General features: G+C 63.4%; 17 protein-coding genes. 6 read left to right on the top strand and 11 right to left on the bottom strand.

What is annotated here, in order from left to right:
• Positions 1–36: 36 nt before the first annotated feature.
• Positions 37–4827, bottom strand: a complete 4791-nt coding sequence (locus tag EOA13_RS16700) for an NAD-glutamate dehydrogenase (RefSeq protein ID WP_127294165.1) — start codon at positions 4825–4827, stop codon at positions 37–39.
• 134 nt (positions 4828–4961) lie between these two features.
• Here EOA13_RS16700 and EOA13_RS16695 point away from each other — a divergent pair, with 134 nt between their 5' ends.
• Positions 4962–5525 carry a peroxidase-related enzyme gene (locus EOA13_RS16695; RefSeq protein WP_127294163.1) on the top strand — a complete coding sequence of 188 codons (564 nt, stop codon included), beginning with the start codon at positions 4962–4964 and terminating at the stop codon, positions 5523–5525.
• 116 nt (positions 5526–5641) lie between these two features.
• Positions 5642–5968 (top strand): hypothetical protein, encoded by a 327-nt coding sequence (locus tag EOA13_RS16690; protein WP_127294161.1) that lies wholly within the window; start codon positions 5642–5644, stop codon positions 5966–5968.
• A 10-nt stretch (positions 5969–5978) separates the two neighbouring features.
• On the opposite strand, the gene EOA13_RS16685 is transcribed toward EOA13_RS16690, so the two are convergent.
• Positions 5979–6593 carry a LysE family translocator gene (locus EOA13_RS16685; protein ID WP_127294159.1) on the bottom strand — a complete coding sequence of 205 codons (615 nt, stop codon included), beginning with the start codon at positions 6591–6593 and terminating at the stop codon, positions 5979–5981.
• 606 nt (positions 6594–7199) lie between these two features.
• Between EOA13_RS16685 and EOA13_RS16680 the strand changes: the two genes are divergently transcribed.
• Positions 7200–7826 (top strand): DUF1062 domain-containing protein, encoded by a 627-nt coding sequence (locus tag EOA13_RS16680; RefSeq protein WP_127294157.1) that lies wholly within the window; start codon positions 7200–7202, stop codon positions 7824–7826.
• A gap of 59 nt (positions 7827–7885) precedes the next feature.
• Here EOA13_RS16680 and typA read toward each other — a convergent pair whose 3' ends face one another.
• The gene (gene typA, locus EOA13_RS16675) at positions 7886–9715 is read right to left on the bottom strand and encodes a translational GTPase TypA (protein WP_127294155.1); all 1830 of its coding nucleotides are present in this window, start codon (positions 9713–9715) and stop codon (positions 7886–7888) included.
• Positions 9716–9912: 197 nt separating this feature from the next.
• Here typA and EOA13_RS16670 point away from each other — a divergent pair, with 197 nt between their 5' ends.
• Positions 9913–10194, top strand: a complete 282-nt coding sequence (locus EOA13_RS16670) for a hypothetical protein (protein WP_245490399.1) — start codon at positions 9913–9915, stop codon at positions 10192–10194.
• Between the two features lie 89 nt (positions 10195–10283).
• Here the strand turns inward: EOA13_RS16670 and EOA13_RS16665 are convergent, their stop codons facing one another.
• Together EOA13_RS16665 and EOA13_RS16655 are read right to left on the bottom strand one after the other, a co-directional pair.
• On the bottom strand, positions 10284–11858 hold the full coding sequence (locus tag EOA13_RS16665; RefSeq protein WP_127294151.1) for an alkaline phosphatase: 1575 nt from the start codon (positions 11856–11858) through the stop codon (positions 10284–10286).
• A 496-nt stretch (positions 11859–12354) separates the two neighbouring features.
• Positions 12355–13638, bottom strand: a complete 1284-nt coding sequence (locus tag EOA13_RS16655; protein ID WP_164780109.1) for an MFS transporter — start codon at positions 13636–13638, stop codon at positions 12355–12357.
• Between the two features lie 74 nt (positions 13639–13712).
• Here EOA13_RS16655 and EOA13_RS16650 point away from each other — a divergent pair, with 74 nt between their 5' ends.
• Positions 13713–14330: a TetR/AcrR family transcriptional regulator gene (locus EOA13_RS16650; protein ID WP_127294145.1), complete on the top strand. Its 618-nt coding sequence runs from the start codon at positions 13713–13715 to the stop codon at positions 14328–14330.
• Between the two features lie 45 nt (positions 14331–14375).
• Positions 14376–14969 carry a hypothetical protein gene (locus EOA13_RS16645; protein WP_127294143.1) on the top strand — a complete coding sequence of 198 codons (594 nt, stop codon included), beginning with the start codon at positions 14376–14378 and terminating at the stop codon, positions 14967–14969.
• 321 nt (positions 14970–15290) lie between these two features.
• Here EOA13_RS16645 and ppa read toward each other — a convergent pair whose 3' ends face one another.
• The 6 genes from ppa to EOA13_RS16610 all read right to left on the bottom strand — a co-directional run bounded on the left by ppa (position 15291) and on the right by EOA13_RS16610 (position 19751).
• Positions 15291–15824, bottom strand: coding sequence for an inorganic diphosphatase (ppa, locus tag EOA13_RS16640; protein ID WP_127294141.1), 534 nt, complete (start codon positions 15822–15824; stop codon positions 15291–15293).
• 112 nt (positions 15825–15936) lie between these two features.
• The gene (locus EOA13_RS16635; RefSeq protein ID WP_056586049.1) at positions 15937–16443 is read right to left on the bottom strand and encodes a GNAT family N-acetyltransferase; all 507 of its coding nucleotides are present in this window, start codon (positions 16441–16443) and stop codon (positions 15937–15939) included.
• Between the two features lie 117 nt (positions 16444–16560).
• A complete protein-coding gene (locus EOA13_RS16630; RefSeq protein WP_127294139.1) occupies positions 16561–17199 on the bottom strand; it encodes a TPM domain-containing protein in 639 nt (212 codons plus the stop codon).
• Between the two features lie 8 nt (positions 17200–17207).
• Positions 17208–18089: a YgcG family protein gene (locus EOA13_RS16625; RefSeq protein ID WP_127294137.1), complete on the bottom strand. Its 882-nt coding sequence runs from the start codon at positions 18087–18089 to the stop codon at positions 17208–17210.
• Between the two features lie 4 nt (positions 18090–18093).
• A complete protein-coding gene (locus EOA13_RS16620; protein WP_206535288.1) occupies positions 18094–18912 on the bottom strand; it encodes a YgcG family protein in 819 nt (272 codons plus the stop codon).
• Positions 18913–19112: 200 nt separating this feature from the next.
• Entirely contained in the window at positions 19113–19751 is a 639-nt protein-coding gene (locus EOA13_RS16610; RefSeq protein WP_023811716.1) for a LemA family protein, read from the bottom strand.
• Positions 19752–19777: the final 26 nt, after the last annotated feature.

Raw genomic sequence — 19777 nt, 5'->3', positions numbered from 1 at the left:
ACGCATCCGGTGATGCGTGTGGTGATGGTCGGCGGTTCACATCCCCGTCAGATCTGTCATCAGCCCCGACGCCACCGACAGCCGCGACACGGTGATGTCGCCGCCCTCGGTCAGTGCCTGCAGCCGCTCGCGGATGCGCGCCACCCGCTCGCCGCCGGCGTCCAGCCAGGCAACCACCGGATCGGCCGTCCCGGCGTGGCCGGTGAGTGCCGCCACCGCGATGCCGCGCCGTGCCGCGCCGATCGTGTCGGTGGCGCGCGACAGCGCCAGTTGATCATAGTAGTCCGAAGGCGTGATCGAGCGTGCGGCGTCCTCGACACGCGGGATGCGGAAGGCATCGCTGACGGCGAAGAACGCCTTGGCCGCAGCGACGATATCGGCGCCGGCGGTGCGCGCCGTCAGCGCGATGTCGGGGATAAGTTCCGCCACCTCGCTGAGCGCCAGTTGCCCGGCCAGCCCTTCCGGCGCGCCGCTCTTGAACAGCCCGTGCCGCTTCTCCTCGATGCGCTCGCGCGAGAAAGCCGGCAGCAGCGAAACGAGCTTGGGTTCCAGCGCCTTGCGTGCTTCCTGCAGCTCGGCGATGCGCTGGCCGAGCGGTGCCGTGCCGGCATCGTTCTTCAGATACCAGCCGCTGGTCACATAGATCAGCCGGCTGACCATCTGATAGAGATCGAGCTGCACCTGGCCGTCGATCTGGTTGTCGAGCGCATCGATCTCGCGATAGAGCGCCGGCAGCGCAAAACCGTCGCGCACCAAGGCAAAGGTCCGCACCACGTCGGCGGCGGTGCGCCCCGTGGCTTCCTGCAGCCGGTTGACGAAGGATGGGCCGCCGCGATTGACCAGATCGTTGGCGACGACGCGCGTGATGATCTCGCGGCGCAGCCGGTGGCCATGGATCTCAGTGGCGTATTTCTTCGCCATCCGGTCCGGGAAGTAGCCCATCAGGTCGCGATCGAAATGCGCGTCATCAGGCACGTCGCTGGCGACGATGTCGGAAAACAGCACGATCTTGGCATAGGCGAGCAGCACGCCAAGTTCGGCCCTGGTCAGCGGTTCGCCACGCGCCTCGCGCTCGGCAAGCGATGCCGGCGACGGCAGCGTCTCCACAGTGCGGTCAAGCAGGCCGCGCGCCTCCAGCGCCGTCATGAAACGGCTCTGATGCGCGATATCGGCGAGGCCGCGCTTGCGGGCGATCGAAAGCGCCAGCGTCTGCTGGTAGTTGTTGGACAGCACCAGCGAACCGACCTCGTCGGTCATCTCGGCCAGCAGCTTGTTGCGGGCCGGACGCGTCAACGATCCCTTGCGCATGGCGGATGCCAGCGCGATCTTGATGTTGACCTCGACGTCGGAACAGTTGACGCCGCCCGAATTGTCGATGGCGTCGGAATTGCAGCGGCCGCCATTCAGGCCGAACTCGATGCGCGCCCGCTGCGTGACGCCGAGATTGGCGCCCTCGCCGATCACCTTGGCGCGCACGTCGAGCGCGGTGATGCGAATGGCATCGTTGGCGCGGTCGCCGACCTCGGCATTGGTCTCGGTCGATGCCCGCAAATAGGTGCCGATGCCGCCGAACCACAGAAGATCGACCGGCGCCTTGAGGATGGCGGTCATGATCTCGACCGGCGTGGCGGTGGTCTTGGCCAGGCCGATCGCCGCCGCCGCCGCCGCCGGCAAGGTGATCGATTTCTGGTTGCGCGAGACGATGATGCCGCCTTCCGACAGTTTCGCCTTGTCATAGTCCTGCCAGCTCGAACGCGGCAGCGCGAACATGCGCTCGCGCTCGGCCATCGAGGCTGCCATATCGGGATCGGGGTCGATGAAGATGTCGCGATGGTCGAAGGCGGCGATCAGCCGGGTTTTCGGCGACAAAAGCATGCCGTTGCCGAACACGTCGCCCGACATGTCGCCGACCCCGACGACGGTGAAGGACGAGGTCTGGATATCGCGGTTGATCTCGCGGAAATGCCGCTTGACCGCTTCCCAAGCGCCCTTGGCGGTGATGCCCATCTTCTTGTGGTCGTAGCCGGCCGAGCCGCCGCTGGCGAAGGCGTCGTCGAGCCAGAAGCCGTGCTTCTCCGAGATCGCGTTGGCGGTGTCGGAGAAAGTCGCCGTGCCCTTGTCGGCGGCAACGACGAAATACGGATCGTCCGGGTCGCGTCTGATGACGCCGGCCGGCGGGATGACACCGTCGAGACCGATATTGTCGGTAATCGACAGCAGACTGGAGACGAAATTCTTGTAGGCCGAGGTGCCGGCCGCGAAGATCGCGTCGCGACCGGCGCTCATCGGCAGCTTCTTCGGATAAAAGCCGCCCTTGGCCCCCACCGGCACGATGACGGCATTCTTGACCTGCTGTGCCTTGACCAGGCCAAGCACCTCGGTGCGGTAGTCCTGGGCGCGATCCGACCAGCGCAGGCCGCCACGCGCCACCGGGCCGAAGCGCAGATGCAGGCCTTCGACCTCGGAACCGTAGACGAAGATCTCCCGCCACGGCCGCGGTGCCGGCAATCCCTCGACCGCGTGCGAATCGAGCTTGATCGCCAGCGACTGGCCTTTCTCTTTCGTATCGGCAACGAAATGATTGGTGCGCAGCGAGGCTTCGATCAGATTGAGGTAGCGCCGGATGATGGTATCGTCGTCGATGTTCGGCACATCTTCCAGCGCGTCCTTGATCTTGGCCTTGAGGTGCTTTGCCGCCACCATGCCTTCGACCTCGGCTGTCGGGCCAAGCCGGGCGATGAACAGCGCATGCAGGCCACGCGCGATGTCGGGATAGCGGTTGAGCGCGGCGGCGATAAAATCCTGGCTTTGCGGAATGCCCACCTGCTGCAGATAGCGGCCATAGGCGCGCAGGATGGTGATCTCGCCCGACCACAGGCCGGCGGTCTGGGCGAGGCCGTTATAGCCGTCATTGTCGACGTCGCCGCGCCAGACGGAGAGGAACGCGTCCTCGAACAGCGCGCCGCCATCGGTCAGGTCGATCGGCTTGCCGTAGCTGTTCTCCAGTTCCATGTCATGAATGAAGACTAAGCCGGACTGGTCATCGCCAACCTCGAAAGTGCGCTCGCTGATGACGCGGAAGCCGATGTTTTCCAGCACCGGCACCCGGCGCGACAGCGCCACGGGACTGCCGTGGTGATAGATCTTCAGCGCCGCCTGGTGCGGCTTCTGCTCGGCGTGGCGATAATAGTCGATGGCAATCGGATTGCCGGCGCTGATCCTGGCGATACGCCCGGCGTCGGCCAGCGCCACCCCCGCGCTGAACGAATCGCGATAGCTTTCAGGCAGCCGCGCGGCGATCGCCTTCAAAGCCTGGTCGCCGCCACTGGCCTCGGCCGCATCGGAAAGGGCGTCCTCCCAGGTACGCACGATGTCGCGGATCGCCGCCTCAATCGTCGCTTGCTCGACCTTCGGCGTCTTGCCGCCGGAGCGGCCGATGATGAAGTGCACGCGCGCCAGCCCGCCCTCGGGGAAGGCCGGGTAATAGGCCGACAGCCGGCCTTCGAATACGGTCTTCAGATAGGAGCCGATCTTCTCGCGCACGACGCTGTCGTAACGGTCGCGCGGCACGAAGACGAGGATCGAGACGAAACGGTCGAACTGGTCGGCGCGTACCAGCGCCCGCACCCGCGGCCGCTCGACCAGGCCGAGAATGGCCGCTGCATGCTTCCTCAGCACCGGCACCGGCACCTGGAACAATTCGTCGCGCGGATAGCTTTCCAGAACATTGATCAGCGCCTTGCCGGAATGATCGTGCCGGTCGAAGCCGGACTTGGCGATGATGGTTTCGGCCTTGGACCTGAGATACGGGATCTTCATCACCGAGCGCGTGTAGGCGGTCGAGGTGAACAGGCCGACGATGCGCAATTCGCCCGCGAGCGTGCCCTTGGCGGTGTAGGTCTTGACGCCGATATAGTCGAGATAGATGCGGCGGTGCACGGAAGACTTGGCATTGGCCTTGGTGACGATCAAGGGCTCCGGCCCATGCAGAAAGGCGCGGATCTCCGGCGTCGTCGTCACCGCTTCGGTGCCGCGCCTGAGCACCAGCACGTCGGGGTCGGACAGGATGCCGAGGCCAGGCTTTTCAGCGCGCTCCAGCGTGCCGCTTTCCTCGCCGCCGGTGTATTTGAACTCGCGCATGCCAAGGAAGGTGAAATTGTCGTCGCGCAGCCACTCCAGGAAGGCGAGGGCCTCGGCAACGCTCTTCTTGTCGAGCGGCACGGCCGTATAGCGGAATTCCGAGATCGCCTGATCGAGGCGGGCCAGCATTGGCCTCCAGTCGTGAACGGCGGCATGAACCTGGCCAAGGATCTTGCGCAGCCGCTCGCTCAATCCGCTCGCCTGCTCGGATGTCAGCCGTGGGATGTGGACATGGATGACGCTCAGCCGGTCGTGGCTGCCATCGTCCTTGGCGAAATTGCCGTCGCCGAGGATTTCTTCCACGCCGCCCTTGCCGTGGCGCACGACGATAACCGGATGAGTGACCAGGGTCGGTTCGCCCGATGTCTCGGTGATCTCGCCGAGGATGGAATCGAACAGGAACGGCATGTTGTCGTTGACGACTGTGACAACCGTCATTGGGCGGCCGTCTCGCACAACACCCGAATCGGCATCGACGGCGACGACGCACTCGCCTTTCCTGTGAGTGGCGACTGCCTGTCCGGCGAGATCGGCAGCCCGCTCCAGGTCGGCCACATCGTAGGGAGCAATGTCTTCAGCTGGCGCGCGGGCGAGCAGATAGTCCGCAAGCCTGGCTGGCCTTTCCTCCGCTTTAATCGCCGCCGTGGCTTTTTTCTTCGGCTTGCTCGCGGATTTCACGCTGGCCATGACGCACTTCCCTCCCGTCAATGCTTTTACGACTATGGTAGCAGATGACCGCTGTTTGGCGACAAAGGTTTGACGGCTTGCAAAGAAATATCGGAATTCGGCACCAAGAATCGCCCAACGAGGAGAAATGATCCATGACCGGCAAAATCAGCGCGCTTGATCTTGGCCAGGGAGAACTGAGCGAGGCGACGAAAACCTATTTCGCCAAATGCGAGGAGAAGCTCGGCCTCGTCCCCAACGTGCTCAAGGCCTATGCCTTCGATGATAGGAAGCTGCGCGCCTTCACCGACATGTACAACGATTTGATGCTGGGTGAGTCCGGGCTGACCAAGCTGGAGCGCGAGATGATCGCGGTCGTCGTCTCCTCCATTAACCATTGCTACTATTGCCTGACCGCGCATGGCGCGGCGGTGCGCCAGCTCTCAGGCGACCCGCAGCTCGGCGAAATGATGGTGATGAATTTCCGCGCCGCCGGTCTTTCGCCCAGGCAGGCGGCAATGCTCGAATTCGCCGTCAAGCTGACCGAACAACCGGCCAAGATTGTCGAGGCAGACCGCGCCGCGCTGCGTCAGGCCGGCTTCACCGACCGCGACATCTGGGACATCGCCTCGACCGCTGCCTTCTTCAACATGTCGAACCGGGTGGCTGCGGCAATCGACATGCGCCCGAACGACGAATACCACGCCATGGCACGGTGAGGCTCGGTGCCATTCGTATATTAGCAATTGCTTATTCTAATTGCCTGTTCCCCAATTTCGGCCGATGATCGGCTGCGGCGTGACCGGTTTGATGCCGCCAATCAAAGGAGGAGAACATGGCACAGTTTCTCTACGTTTATCACGGCTCGGGCAAAATGCCGACTACGGAGGCCGACCTCAAGGCGATGACGGATGCCTGGACAGGCTGGTTCGGAAAGCTTGGTTCGGCTGTGGTCGACCGCGGCAATCCGGTTGGCATGTCGAAGACTGTGCTGCCCGGCGGCGTGATCGAGAACAATGGCGGCAGCAATCCGACCGGTGGCTACTCGATCATCGAGGCGAAGGACATCGATGACGCTGCCAGCAAGGCCAGGGACTGTCCGATCCTGATGGAGCCGAACTGCAACGTCGAGATCGCGCCGATCATCAATATGATGGGCTGACGCTTTCGGCTCAGGACCGTGCCGCGATGGCCGCCGCGGCGCCGGCCATCGTCGTGGCGCTGACGCGGTTGGCGATCTTCATGGCGCGCTTGCTCTTCAAAAGCTTGCGCGCCTGTGATGCGGCGAGCACCCAGGCGAGATCGATGGCGACCAGCACCACGGCCATGGTCGCCGTCAGCTCGACCCAGCCGACAATGCTGACCGAAGCGAGGTCGATGATGGTCGGCAGCAGCGCCAGGTAGAACATCATGATCTTGGGATTGCCGAGCGTCACCGCCATGCCGGCGAAGAACAGCTTTATCGCCGAATCCTCGCGCGGCATCTCGCCCTCTTTTGCATCGACAGGCGCGGTCCACATCTTCCAGGCGAGGTAAGCGAGATAGGCGACGCCGACCCATTTCACCACGACGAAGGCGAAATGGAAGGTCTGCGCCACGACAGCCAGGCCGAACACCGCCAGTGACAGCCAGATGCCCTCGCCGATCCACATGGCGAGCAGGAACGGGAACACGTCGCGAAATCCTTTCGAGATGACGCGGGCGACAAGCGCCGCGATCGATGGCCCGGGCGAGCCGGCGGCAACGAACAGAGCGGCGGCGAAAATCAGGAGCGAGGTGGGGTGCATGGCCAGGGTCTCGGTGTCAGGGCTCAATCAACCACAAATACTCGACAGCTGCGGCTCTGGCAAAGGCAACCCGATACGGACCATTGGCGCTGACGTACCAAGGCTTGGGTTCCTCGCCCCCGCAAAGCGGGGGAGAGGTGGCCGCGAAGCGGTCGGAGAGGGGGGCCCGCGGCGCTGGTGAGTTTGCTCCGAATGCTTGGAACGCCGAGCCTGCCCCCTCTCCGTCTCGGCTTCGCCGAGCCACCTCTCCCCACTCCCGTGGGGGCGAGGAACCCAAGGCTTGCGAGGTCCCTTGCACCTCCAGCATCTCGCGGTTAGAAAGGCCGCCGCGAAACAATTTCGAGCTTCACTTTGCCTACGTAACCGCCGGTCTCGCCAACTCCCCCGACACAAGGCATGACACCGCGTTCGCGGTGTCTGTTTTCGTTTCCATGTGTTCTTCTGGGCGGCGGTTCGAGACCGGTTTGGCACTGCTGAACCGCGTCGCGCGGCTTTTGCCCGCGACACCCGATTTCCAGAAACCGCAGCCTCTCGCCACGCCGTGCCCGCATGGGCATCTCGACATCGCCGGCCTGATGAACTTCCCGACGGGAAGGGCTTATCGGCATGTCTGGACTTCAGCGTATCCACTGGGCAATCGCACCCAAAACCCCACCTCGGCCGCTCATCAGCTGCAATCGCTGCGGCACTGTGAAGGCCTATTGCAGCAGCGGGAAATTCCGCGTCAACGCTAACGGCAAACGCATCGACGTGTGGCTGATCTATCGCTGCATCGACTGCGACAACTCCTGGAATTTCGGCATTTTCGAGCGCTGCAACCGCCGCGACATCGACCCGGCGCTGCTGGCGGCACTCGAAAGCAACGATCCTGCACTCGCTCATCGTCATGCCTTCGATGTAATCGCGTTGCGCAACCGGATCAGACGCGTCGAGGAGTTCTCCGATGTCAGCGTTCACAAGCGCAGGCTCGTCGAGACAAGGGAAACCGCGACCGCTCTGGAACTCCAGCTTGGGCTCGAAATGCCGACATCGCTGCGACTCGACCGGCTGCTCGCCGGCGAACTCGGCATCTCGCGATCACGGCTTCAGGCGCTGGAGGAGAAGCGGCTGCTCATCGTTGACCCGGATGGAGCAAAGGCCCTGCGCAAGCCGGCCCGCGCGGGCATCACGATCCGCATCGATCTGGCCGGCGAGACCGATCGGCAGGCCATCATCGCGGCTGCCGGTGGATGAACGAAAAGGGGCGGAACACTGGTTGCTCCGCCCCTCTCGGTTGTTTGAAAATAGAGAGCTTACGCCGCGCCGACCACCTTGGACGACTTTTCGAACCGCTTGCGCTCGTTCGGATCGAGATAGAGCTTGCGCAGCCGAATGGTCTTCGGCGTCACTTCGACCAGTTCGTCGTCCTGAATCCAGGCCAGGGCGCGTTCCAGCGTCATGCGGATCGGCGGGGTCAGCTTGACCGCCTCGTCCTTGCCGGCGGCACGGATGTTGGTCAGCTTCTTGCCCTTGAGCACGTTCACTTCAAGATCATTGTCGCGGCTATGGATGCCGATGATCATGCCCTGATACACCTTGACGCCCGGATCGATGACCATCGGGCCGCGATCTTCCAGGTTCCACATGGCGTAGGCGACCGATTCGCCCTGTTCGTTGGAAATCAGCACGCCATTGGTGCGGCCCGGCAACTCGCCCTTGTAGGGCTCATAGGCATGGAAAAGCCGGTTCATCACGGCGGTGCCGCGCGTGTCGGTCAAAAGCTCCGACTGGTAGCCGATCAGGCCACGGGTCGGCGCGTGGAAGACGATGCGCTGACGGTTACCGCCGGATGGGCGCAGTTCGACCATCTCGGCCTTGCGCTCGGACATCTTCTGCACGACGACGCCGGCATGCTCCTCATCGACGTCGATGACGACTTCTTCGACCGGCTCCAGCAATTCGCCGTTCTCGCCCTTCTGCATGACGACGCGCGGACGCGACACGGCGATTTCAAAGCCTTCGCGGCGCATCGTCTCGATCAGCACAGCCAGCTGCAATTCGCCGCGGCCGGAGACGAAGAACGAATCCTTGTCGGGCGATTCCTCGATCTTCAGCGCGACATTGCCTTCGGCTTCGCGCAGCAGGCGGTCGCGGATGACGCGGCTGGTCACCTTGTCGCCTTCGGTGCCGGCCAGCGGACTGTCGTTGACCAGAAACGACATCGTCACGGTCGGCGGATCGATCGGCTGCGCATGCAGCGGTTCGCTCACGCTCGGGTCGCAGAACGTGTCGGCGACGGTGCCCTTCGACAGGCCGGCAATGGCGACGATGTCGCCCGCCTGCGCTTCTTCGATCGGCTGGCGCTCAAGGCCGCGGAAGGCCAGTATCTTCGAAATACGGCCGGTTTCGATCTGGATGCCGTCATGGTGCAGCACCTTGACCGGCTGGTTGGCCTTCAGCGTGCCGCTCTCGATGCGGCCGGTGATGATGCGGCCGAGGAACGGATTGGCTTCCAGGATGGTGCCGATCATGCGGAACGGGCCGGGATGAACGGTCGGCTCCGGCACATGCTTGATGACGAGGTCGAACAGCGGCCCCAGCTGCTGGTCCTTGGGTCCTTCCGGATTTTCTGAAACCCAGCCATCGCGGCCTGAACCGTACAGAATCGGGAAGTCGAGCTGCTCGTCGGTGGCGTCGAGCGCCGCGAAAAGGTCGAACACCTCGTTGACCACCTCGACATGACGGGCGTCCGGACGGTCGATCTTGTTGATGACGACGATCGGCTTCAGGCCGACCTTGAGCGCCTTGCCGACGACGAACTTGGTTTGCGGCATCGGCCCTTCGGCTGCGTCGACCAGCACGATGGCTGAGTCCACCATCGACAGGATGCGTTCGACCTCGCCGCCAAAATCGGCGTGGCCGGGGGTGTCGACGATGTTGATGCGGGTATCCTTCCAGTCGACCGAAGTCGCCTTGGCCAGGATGGTGATGCCGCGTTCCTTTTCGAGATCGTTGGAATCCATGGCGCGCTCGGCGACGCGCTGATTGTCTCGGAAGGAGCCGGACTGCTTCAAAAGCTGGTCGACCAGGGTGGTCTTTCCATGGTCGACGTGCGCGATGATCGCGATATTACGAATTTTCATGTTCTGGTCTCGGAAGCGTTGCAGGCAGCAGGCCAAAAGGCGCTGCCTCTTTCGGTTGCGCGGCTCATACAGGGTTTTTCGCAGTTGCGAAAGAGGAGGCGCGTCACCAAATACTCATCAAATCTTAAGCATCTGCGTGTGAGATGATTTTGTTAACCAAGGCGGGAACCCTTCGGGGCCCAGACAGTTCGAACGTCATGACCGATAAACTCAACCGATTTTGGCCGCTCATCGCCTCAGTTGCCTTCGCCGTCCTGCTGGCGGCCAACGCCGCGCAGTCGGCCGCGACGATGAAGGAATCACGGCCTGCCTTGCCATCAGAGGCACAGTCGGCCGAGCAGATTTTCGCCGACGCGCCCGACGGCGTCGACCCGATGGTGACCGGCCCGGTCAGCGCCGCCTTCAAGCAGCGGCAGGACACCGCCAACTGCGACAGCGCCGTCTGGCCGAATGTCCCCATGGTCTGCTACCCGGACTAGTCAGCGCTTCACCCCGCCCCGTCTCGCCAGCTTCGCTTTGCGAAGCCGCCGCGCCGACCCTCCCCACAAGGGGAGGGTGAGAAGTGCGCTTACGCCGACCGCACCGGGTCGAGCGTCACCTTGTAGAGCTCGTTGTCGTCGCGATCCATCAGCCGCACCGTCATCTGCTCGCTGGCGCCTGAAATATCGACCAGCCCGAAGAATTGCAGACCGGCCGAGGGCGGCAGGTTCTGTCCCTGTTCGGCGGTCGGCGCCTTGATGAACTTCAGCTCCGGACCGAACGTCATGTCGAAATCGTTCGGCCCGAACGTTCCGGCGTGGATCGGACCCGAGACGAATTCCCAGAACGGATTGAAATCCTGGAACTGCGCCTTGTCCGGGTTGTAATAATGCGCGGCCGTGTAATGCACGTCTGCGGTGAGCCAGACGGTGTTGCTGATGCCGGCATTCTTGATGAAGCGCAGCAGGTCGGCGATCTCGAGCTCGCGCCCTTTTGGCAAGCCATTGTCGCCATTGCTGACCGCTTCGGCGCCAACTTTCTTGGTGCCGTCGTCCCAGACGACGAGGCCGAGCGGCATGTCGGCGGCGATGATTTTCCAGGTCGCCTTCGAATTCGCCAGTTCGCGCTTCAGCCATTTCGTCTGCTGCTCGCCCAGCATGCGCGATTGCGGCGTCATCTCATCCTGCATGTCGGGACCATTGGGGCCGCGATAGGAGCGCATGTCGAGGAAGAACACGTCGAGCAGCGGCCCATAAGCGATCTTGCGATAGACGCGGCCGGGCTCGGACGGTTCGTAGCGGATCGTCGTCATCTCGTGGAAAGCCCGCGCCGCACGGGCCGCCAGCACGTGGATGGATTTTTCCGTATAGCGGCTGTCGGCGCTGAGATCCTTGGAATCCGACCAGTTGTTCAGGACTTCGTGGTCGTCCCACTGGTAGAAAGTCGGGCAGATGGCGCTGAGGCCGAGCACGTTCTTGTCCATCATGTTGTATTTCCACTGGTCCCGGTATTCGTCCAGGGTCTCGGCGACCTTGCGCTTGCCGTCGATCAGCACGACGTTCTTCCACTTGCCGCCGCCGGGCAGGTCGACCTCGTCCTTCATGGCGCCGTCGGCATAGATGGTGTCGCCCGAATGCAGGAAGAAGTCGGGCGTGTGCTTGCCGATCGTGGCGTAGGTCTTCATGCCGGTCTCATCGATGCCCCAGCCCTGGCCGGCGGTGTCGCCGGACCAGGCAAAGCGGATGTCGCGCTTCGAGGCCGGCGCCGTCCTGAAACGGCCGGTGATCGGCTCCGAAACGGCGTTGATGTCGGCGAGATCGGCCGATGTCATTCGATAGAAGATGTCCTGGTCCGAAGCGAGGTCGGTGAGCAGCCGCTTGACCGTGTAATCGCTGGCCGGCGACGTATCGAGCGGCGCCAGGCGTGTCGCATTGGCGAAATTTTCCGTCGACGACACTTCGAACATGACGCGCGACGGGCGATCGGTACGCGTCCACACCATGCCGCTGGTTGCGTCGACATCGCCCGACTGGACGCCATGGGTGAAGGCCGGCCGCTGATTGGCGCGCGAATAGTAGGGCAGCGCCAGACCCGAAACGCCGGCCAGGCCAACGGCGCCGGCGGAAGTGACGAAAGCGCGGCGGGTCATCGAAAGCTTGTTCACGGCTGTCTCCTGGATGGCTTGAACGGTGCCACCAAAATCCAGCGTCAATGTTTCAGGCACATCTCGAAATGATGAAGTTTTTCTGACGATCAACAGGGTGATCTCCCCCCTCGAGGGGGAGATGGCCGGCAGGCCAGAGGGGGTCGGTCCGACCGGGCTCGGCCCTTTGTCGCAGACGCAGGAAGTCGGCGTTCCACGTGAGACGACCCCCTCTGTCGCCTTCGGCGACATCTCCCCCTTGAGGGCAGGGCTATCGCATATGGAATTCCTGAGATGTCTGCCCGGCACGGACCCCCACCCCTAACCCCTCCCCACAAGGGGGAGGGAGACTTCCGTTGGCGCTGACCCAGGAGAATCGCCTGTCTTTTCGGCGCCAACAAGAATTAAAGGCACGCGGCAGCGTTCCCTCCCCCTTGTGGGGAGGGTTAGGGTGGGGTTCTTCTTCGCAAAAATCCATATGCGATAGCCCTGCCCGCAAGGGGGGAGATCGACAGCCCTACGCCGCCTGCGGCTCCGGCTCGAAGGCCGGCTTGCTGGTGTTGATCAGCAGCGAGATACAGGCGGCGGCAATCGCAGTCATGCCGGCGATCAGGAACGCCAGTTCGTAATTGCCCTGCAGCTCGCGCATGGTGCCGCCAAAGGCGGCGGCTGTGGCCGCGCCGATCTGGTGGCCGGCGACGATCCAGCCGAACACGATCGGCCCACTGCGATCGCCGAACGCCTCGTTGGCGAGCCGCAGCGTCGGCGGCACGGTGGCTATCCAGTCGAGACCATAGAGCACAGCGAAGATGATCAGGCTGGTCGCCGAGAAGCCGGAATAGGGCAGATAGATCAGAGACAGGCCACGGATGCCGTAATAGACGCCGAGCAGCTTGCGCGGATCATAGCGGTCGGTGAGCCAACCCGACAACGTCGTGCCGATCAGGTCGAAGATTCCCATCATCGACAGCAGGCCGGCGGCCTGCACTTCGCCGATGCCCATGTCGCCGCAGAACGCGATCAGATGCGTGCCGACCAGCCCGTTGGTGGTGAAGCCGCAGACGAAGAAGGTGGCGAACAGGTACCAGAACACCCGCGTGCCGGCAGCACGACGCAGCGTCGAGAACGTATGCGCCAGAAAGTTGCCCTGTGACGCAGGCGGGGTCGGCGGCACATCGTCAGCCTCGGCGCCGTAGCGCACCATGCCGATCGATGCCGGCCGCTCCGGCACCAGCAGCCAGACCAGCGGTATCAGGGCAGCGGTCGCGATCGCCACCGCAATGACAACCGGCTGCCAGCCGCCCGACTGCGCCAGCGCGGCGATCAGCGGCAGGAACACCAGCATGCCCGAGGCGCTGGAGGCCGACATCAATCCCATGACAAGGCCGCGATTGGTCTTGAACCACCGGTTGACGATGGTGGCGCCGAGCACGCTGGCGACAGCACCGGAACCAATGCCCGAGAACACGCCCCAGGTGATGAACAAATGCCACGGCTTGGTCATCAGCAGGCTGAGCGCGGTCGAGCCCGACATCACCACCAGCGAGGCCAGCAGCGTGCGGCGCAGCCCGATGCGCTCCATCAGGGCTGCGGCAAATGGCCCCGTCAGGCCGTAAAGCAGGATGCCGACACCTGCGGCCAGCGAGATGATGTCGCGCCGCCAGCCGAAACTGGTCTCCAGCGGCAGCATCATGACAGAGGGAGCGGAGCGCAGACCGGCCGCGACCAGCAGGCTAAGGAAGATGACGCCGACCACGACGAAAGCGTAGCGCTGGCCAAAGGGGCGGGATTGAGCTATCATGTTACTGACCGGTACGTTGCAGGGTGGGAACATGTATACGTACCGATCGGTAACATTGTCAATCGAGTCACACGATGCCAACGGACAAAAATATTGATCTGACCATCAGCGACGGTCATGCATCGGCGCCGCCGAAGGCCGCCAAGAAGATCCTCGATGTGGCCTATGACCTGTTCTATCGGCGCGGCATCCGGGCGATCGGCGTCGACGAGATCGTCAAACGCGCCGGCGTCACCAAGCCCAGCCTCTATCGCAGCTTCCCCTCCAAGGATGAACTGGCCGCCTCCTATCTCAGGCAGTACGATCTTGAATATTGGGAGCGTTTCGACGAAGCGGTCGCCGCTCATCCCGGCGACCCGCGCGCACAGATCAAGGCTTTCCTGACCCGCATCGGCAAACGCACGCAAGTGGCGGACTATCGCGGCTGCGGCATGACCAACGCGGCGGTCGAATATCCCGACCACAGCCATCCGGCCCGCGTGGTCAGCGAGGCCAACAAGCAGGAATTGCGCCGCCGCCTGCGCGCCATGGCGGTTGCGATGGGCGCGCAAGACCCTGACACGCTGGGCGACGGCCTGCTCCTGCTGATCGAAGGCGCCTATATCAGTGGCCAGCTGTTCGGGCTTGGTGGCCCGGCGCAAGCGGTCGCCCGCAACGCCGACCTGCTGATTGAAGCGAGCTTGAAGAAATAGCGACAGGCGATACGCTAGGACAACCTCCAACGGAGATGTCCCGCGATGCGTAGCCTGCTGATTCCGCTCATCCTCGCTGGCTTCTGCCAGGCTGCACATGCCGACGGCATTGCGAGCGCCTACACCGATCTGGACTCGAAGAAGGATTGCGTGACCTATGCGCAAGCCGAGGAAGGCGACGGCGACTGGGCCGAACTCGCCTGTTCGGGCTATCGCGGCTATCCCGTGCTGATAGCCTATGACGATGCCCGTGAATCGCTGTTCTACGGCTTTCCCCCCGGCGGCGACATGACGACGGTCTGGGAGAGCTTTTCCGGTTTCAATTCGTCTGGAGCCAAGATCGAATGGCGCATCGAGACCAAGGGCGACAAGGCTGTGCCCTATGCAGCCATCCATCGCCGCTCGATCAGCAATCCCGAGGACGAGAAAAAGCCGACCGAGGTGCTGCTCGTCGCCAAGGTCGGCCAGATGGACGCCCGCGACGGCTGCACCGTTGGCCTGGTGCTGGCCACCGGCAATCCCACCGCCAACGACCAGGCGCGCAAGCTTGCCGACGACAAGGCACGCACCTTCGCCTGCGGCAAGGACAGGCGCACCGTCATCGGCAATGTGCCGGCTTTCGGCCGGGTGGATAACTAGATCAGTTGCTTAGCACGGAACCTCTGCCACATGCAGGTCGCACACGTTGGGATTGGCCGAAACGCCTTTGACTTCGTCATCCACGGGCGCAGCAAGGAGCGTAGCGACGCAGCGCAGACCCGAGGATCCATGCCGCGACACCAACAACACCACAACGGTGCAGAATTCTGCTTAGCCGCGCACTTCACCGAGCGTCACGGCATGGATACCAGGGTCTCCGCGACGCCGCTTCGCGGCTGCTCCGCCCTGGTATGACGAAGTCGAGGGGCCTCGCGAGGCCTAGGCCCTGCGGGGTTGATGCTCCGCAGAGCCTAAGCCCAGCTACTTGCTCGCCTTGGCCCGCTCGATCGCCTCGACGATCATCTTCTTGGCATATTTGGAATCGTGCCAGCCTTCGATCTTGACCCATTTGCCGGGCTCGAGATCCTTGTAGTGCTCGAAGAAGTGCTGCACCTGCTGGCGCGTGATGTCGGGCAGCTGGGTGTATTCGGTGACGTTCTCGTAGCGCAGCGTCAGTTTCGGCGACGGCACGGCGATGATCTTCTCATCCTGGCCGGCATTGTCTTCCATGATCAGCACGCCGATAGGCCTGACGTTGATGACGCAACCCGGCACCAGCGCGCGCGTGTTGCAGACCAGCACGTCAATCGGATCGCCGTCGCCCGACAGCGTGTGCGGCACGAAGCCGTAATTACCGGGGTAGCGCATCGAGGTGTGCAGGAAGCGGTCGACGAACAGCGTGCCGGCCTCCTTGTCCATCTCGTACTTGATCGGCTCGCCGCCGATCGGCACCTCGATGATGACGTTGACGTCCTCAGGCGGGTTCTTTCCGCTGGCTATGGCTTCAATGCGCATGGCTTAAATCCCTCTCTCGATGGACGATCGATAGCGGGCGGCGCGTCATGGTGCAATGCGGCGAATGGTGCTGGCTGAAATCGGGAGACGCAATGGCCGAAAGGCCGGGCTGTCATTCCCAGACGAAAGCGACCTTCTTGAGCGCCTTCTGCTCGAAGATCTCGACGCCTTCCGCAACGTCGCGGCCACCGGCGCCGGCATAGAAGGCAAGCGCGTTCTGGTTGTCTTCCAGCGCCCAAACGACCATGCCTTTCAGCCCATGGTCGGCCAGGCGCGCCCTGGCCGCCGCGAACAGCCGGCTGCCAAGCCCGATGCCCTGATATTCCGGCCGCAGGTACAATTCGTAGATTTCGCCTTGCTGGCGCAGTTCGCGGGCGCGGTTCTTGCCGATCGTCGCATAGCCGGCAATCTTGCCGCCGATCTCGACGACCAGGACGGTGGCGGCGCGGCGAATCGCATTCGCCCACCAGTCGGCGCCTCGACGGTTGATCATCGATGTCAGGGTCCGGTGCGGAATGATGCCGGAATAGGCGCCGCGCCAGGCCTCCAGATGCACCTCGGCGATGGCACTGGCATCGCGCGGGTCGGCTTTCCGGATGTCGATCGTCAGCGTATTCATGATTTGTTAACCATAAACCCGCATCGCCCGATTGCAAGAGTCCCGGCGGCCCGCCGGCTGCTTTCTCACAGGCGGTCACCACCTCAGACAGGGCCCTCGAAGCTTCACTGGAAGGACTCAGATTTCGACCAAATGGTCGTCAAGTTCGTTGCTGTCGCCCGCTGTGACTGGGAAATGCTCGGCCAGCACCGCACCCACCTGCTCGATCGCCTTGACGAAGCCGTCGGCAAGCCGGTCGTCGCCGGCATGCGCGGTAAGGTCGCGCACGACACCGTCCCAGACATGCTGGCCGACCTTGGCGTCGATGCCCGAATCGGCAACCACTTCGGCATAGCGCTCGGCGATCGAGACGAAGACCAGCACGCCGGTGCGCGCCGTGGTGCGGTGGACGTTGCGGGCAAGGAACTGCTTGACCGCGTTGGCGTGCGCCGCCTGGTAGCGCAGCCGCCTCGGCACCAGATGGATGCGCAGGCCGGGCAGCGCCCACAACAAGGCCAGCACGCAGGCAAGCGCCAGGAGCTGGGCGAGGACGAAATGCGGCAGCCGGATCGACAGCCACCAGGCCTCCAGACCGTAGCCGACCGCCAGGCTGACGATCAGCATGCACACGGTCGCCATGAAGGCGGCCGGGAAGAAATAGCCGTCGCTGGCATGGGCCACGACGCAGTAGATCTCGCCGTCGGTTTCCTCCTCGGCGCCGCGGATCGCGGTTGCGATGCGCTCATGATCCTGCGGGCTGATTGGTCGTGTTGCCATGATATGTCTCACCAGCTTCCTGAAGAACCGCCACCACCCGATGAGCCGCCGCCACCGGAAAACCCGCCACCGCCGCTTGATCCCGAAGACCAACCACCACCGGAGTTCCCCGACGACCAGCCGCCCGAAGACGAACCCGTTGTCCAGCCGCTGCTGCCCGAGTACCCGCTCGGCCCACGGCCGTAACGAAACGTCATGCCCAGCCATCTGTACACGCCCGGCGACAGCTTCGTGCCGAACATCGGCGGCAGGAACGCCATCGCCAACCCGCCGAAAAACATCGTCGCCCACAGGATCAGGAACACGGCAACGATCGGATCGATGGACGTGCCGTCATCGGCGGGATTGCGCTTGCCTCGCGCTTCCAGCTCCTCCGGATTGCCTTCCAGCACCATGACCATGTCATCGACGGCTTTGCTGATACCGCCGGAGAAGTCCCCGGCGCGGAAGGCCGGCACCATGTCGTTTTCGATGATCAGCTTGGTATGCAGGTCGGTCAGCGTACCTTCCAGCCCATAACCGACTTCGATGCGCATCTTGCGGTCGTTCGGGGCGACCAGCAGCAGCACGCCATTGTTCTCGCCCGCCTGGCCGAGTTTCCAGAAGCGGAACAGCCGGTTGGCGTAGGGCTCGATCTCCTCGCCATCGAGGCTCGGGATCGTCGCCACGACGATCTGGTCGGAACCTTTTGTCTCGAAGTCGGCGAGTTTTTGGGTCAGCGCCGCCCTGGTCGCGGCATCGATGATGCCGGCATTGTCGACGACACGGCCGGTTAGCGCGGGGAGATCGGCGGCGAGGGCCATGACGCAGGAGAACAGCACGACCGCGCCAATCAGGACGGCCGAGGCGAGGCGGTCGCGTTTCGACAGGCTGATGCTGGGTATCGTCATGCCATCACCAGCTTCCCGACGAGCCGCCGCCGCCGGACGAACCGCCGCCGCCGGAAAAGCCTCCACCGCTGCTTGACCCCGAAGACCAGCCGCCGCTGGAACTTCCAGACGACCAGCCACCACGGGAGGATCGCCGGCTTGGCTCGAAGGTCATGCCGAGCCAGCGGTAGCGGCCGGGACCGAGCTTCTGGCCGAAGATCGGCGGCAGCACGGAAACCGCGATGCTGCCGAAGAAGATGATCGCCCAGATGCTGATGAAGACGGCGAAGAACAGGTCGTCGGACTCGAAAGGCGCCTGCTGGTTGCGCTCGCCGCGCGCCTCCAGCTCCTCCGGATTTCCTTCCAGCACCATGATCATGTCGTCTACGGCTTTGCTGATACCGCCGGAGAAATCGCCGGCGCGGAAGGCCGGCACCATGTCGTTTTCGATGATCAGCTTGGTATGCAGGTCGGTCAGCGTACCTTCCAGCCCATAACCGACTTCGATGCGCATCTTGCGGTCGTTCGGGGCCACCAGCAGCAGCACGCCGTTGTTCTCGCCCGCCTGGCCAAGTTTCCAAAAGCGGAACAGGCGGTTGGCGTAGGGCTCGATCTCCTCGCCATCGAGGCTGGGGATCGTCGCGACGACGATCTGGTCGGAGCCTTTTGTCTCGAAGTCGGCGAGCTTCTGCTTCAGCGCCGCCTTGGTCGCGGCATCGATGATGCCGGCATTGTCGACGACACGGCCGGTCAGGGCGGGGAGTTCGGCGGCGAAGGCGATGATGGGGAGGAAGAAAAGGCTTAAAATGACCGCCAGGAATGTCAGCCTTGCGTTCCGTCGCACCCCCCTCTGTCCTGCCGGACATCTCCCCCGCAAGGGGGGAGATTGGCTGTCATCGCTGACAGCAACACTTCTGCGACGTCGAAAATTAGCGAAACCACCACGGCTGCCGATCTCCCCCCTTGCGGGGGAGATGTCCGGCAGGACAGAGGGGGGTGTGAAGGAACGCAAGGCTGATAAGAACCAGGATCATCAGTCGACGTTCACCCGCCCTGCTTCGTGCCGAAATCGACCTTCGGCGGCTGCATCTTGTCTTCGGCGACGGTGAAATTGGCAAAGGGCTCGTTGCCGCGGAACCAGAAGGTCGCCCACAACACCGAGGGGAAGGTCCTCAGCGTCAGATTGTAGTCCCTGACCGCCTGGATGTAGTCGCGCCGCGACACCGCGATGCGGTTCTCGGTGCCTTCGAGCTGGGCTTGCAGCGCCAGGAAATTCTGATTGGCCTTGAGGTCGGGATAGGCTTCCGAGACCGCGATCAGCCGCGACAGCGCGCTGGTCAGCCCCGCCTGGGCATCCTGAAACTTCTTGAGGGCTTCGGGATCCTTCAGCGTTTCCGGTGTTACCGTGATCTGCGTTGCCTTGGCGCGTGCCTCGACCACCGCGTCGAGTGTATCCTTTTCGTGCGAGGCATAACCCTTCACCGTCTCGACCAGGTTGGGGATGAGGTCGGCGCGGCGCTGATACTGGTTCAGCACCTCGCTCCATGCCGCCCTGGCGTTTTCTTCCGCCGTCGGGATGGTGTTGTAGCCGCAGCCGGCAAGCAGCGGCAGCACGATCGCCATCATCAGGAAGGCGGGCAGCGTGCGGAACGTGGACGGCGAGGCAAGGCGCTGGGCAAACATGATGGGGTCCCTCGGTAGAAGTTGCA

The organism is Mesorhizobium sp. M7A.F.Ca.US.011.01.1.1 (assembly GCF_003998295.1).
In the GTDB taxonomy this organism is placed as follows: Bacteria; Pseudomonadota; Alphaproteobacteria; order Rhizobiales; family Rhizobiaceae; genus Mesorhizobium.
This window is presented reverse-complemented; position numbering and strand designations above follow the sequence as displayed.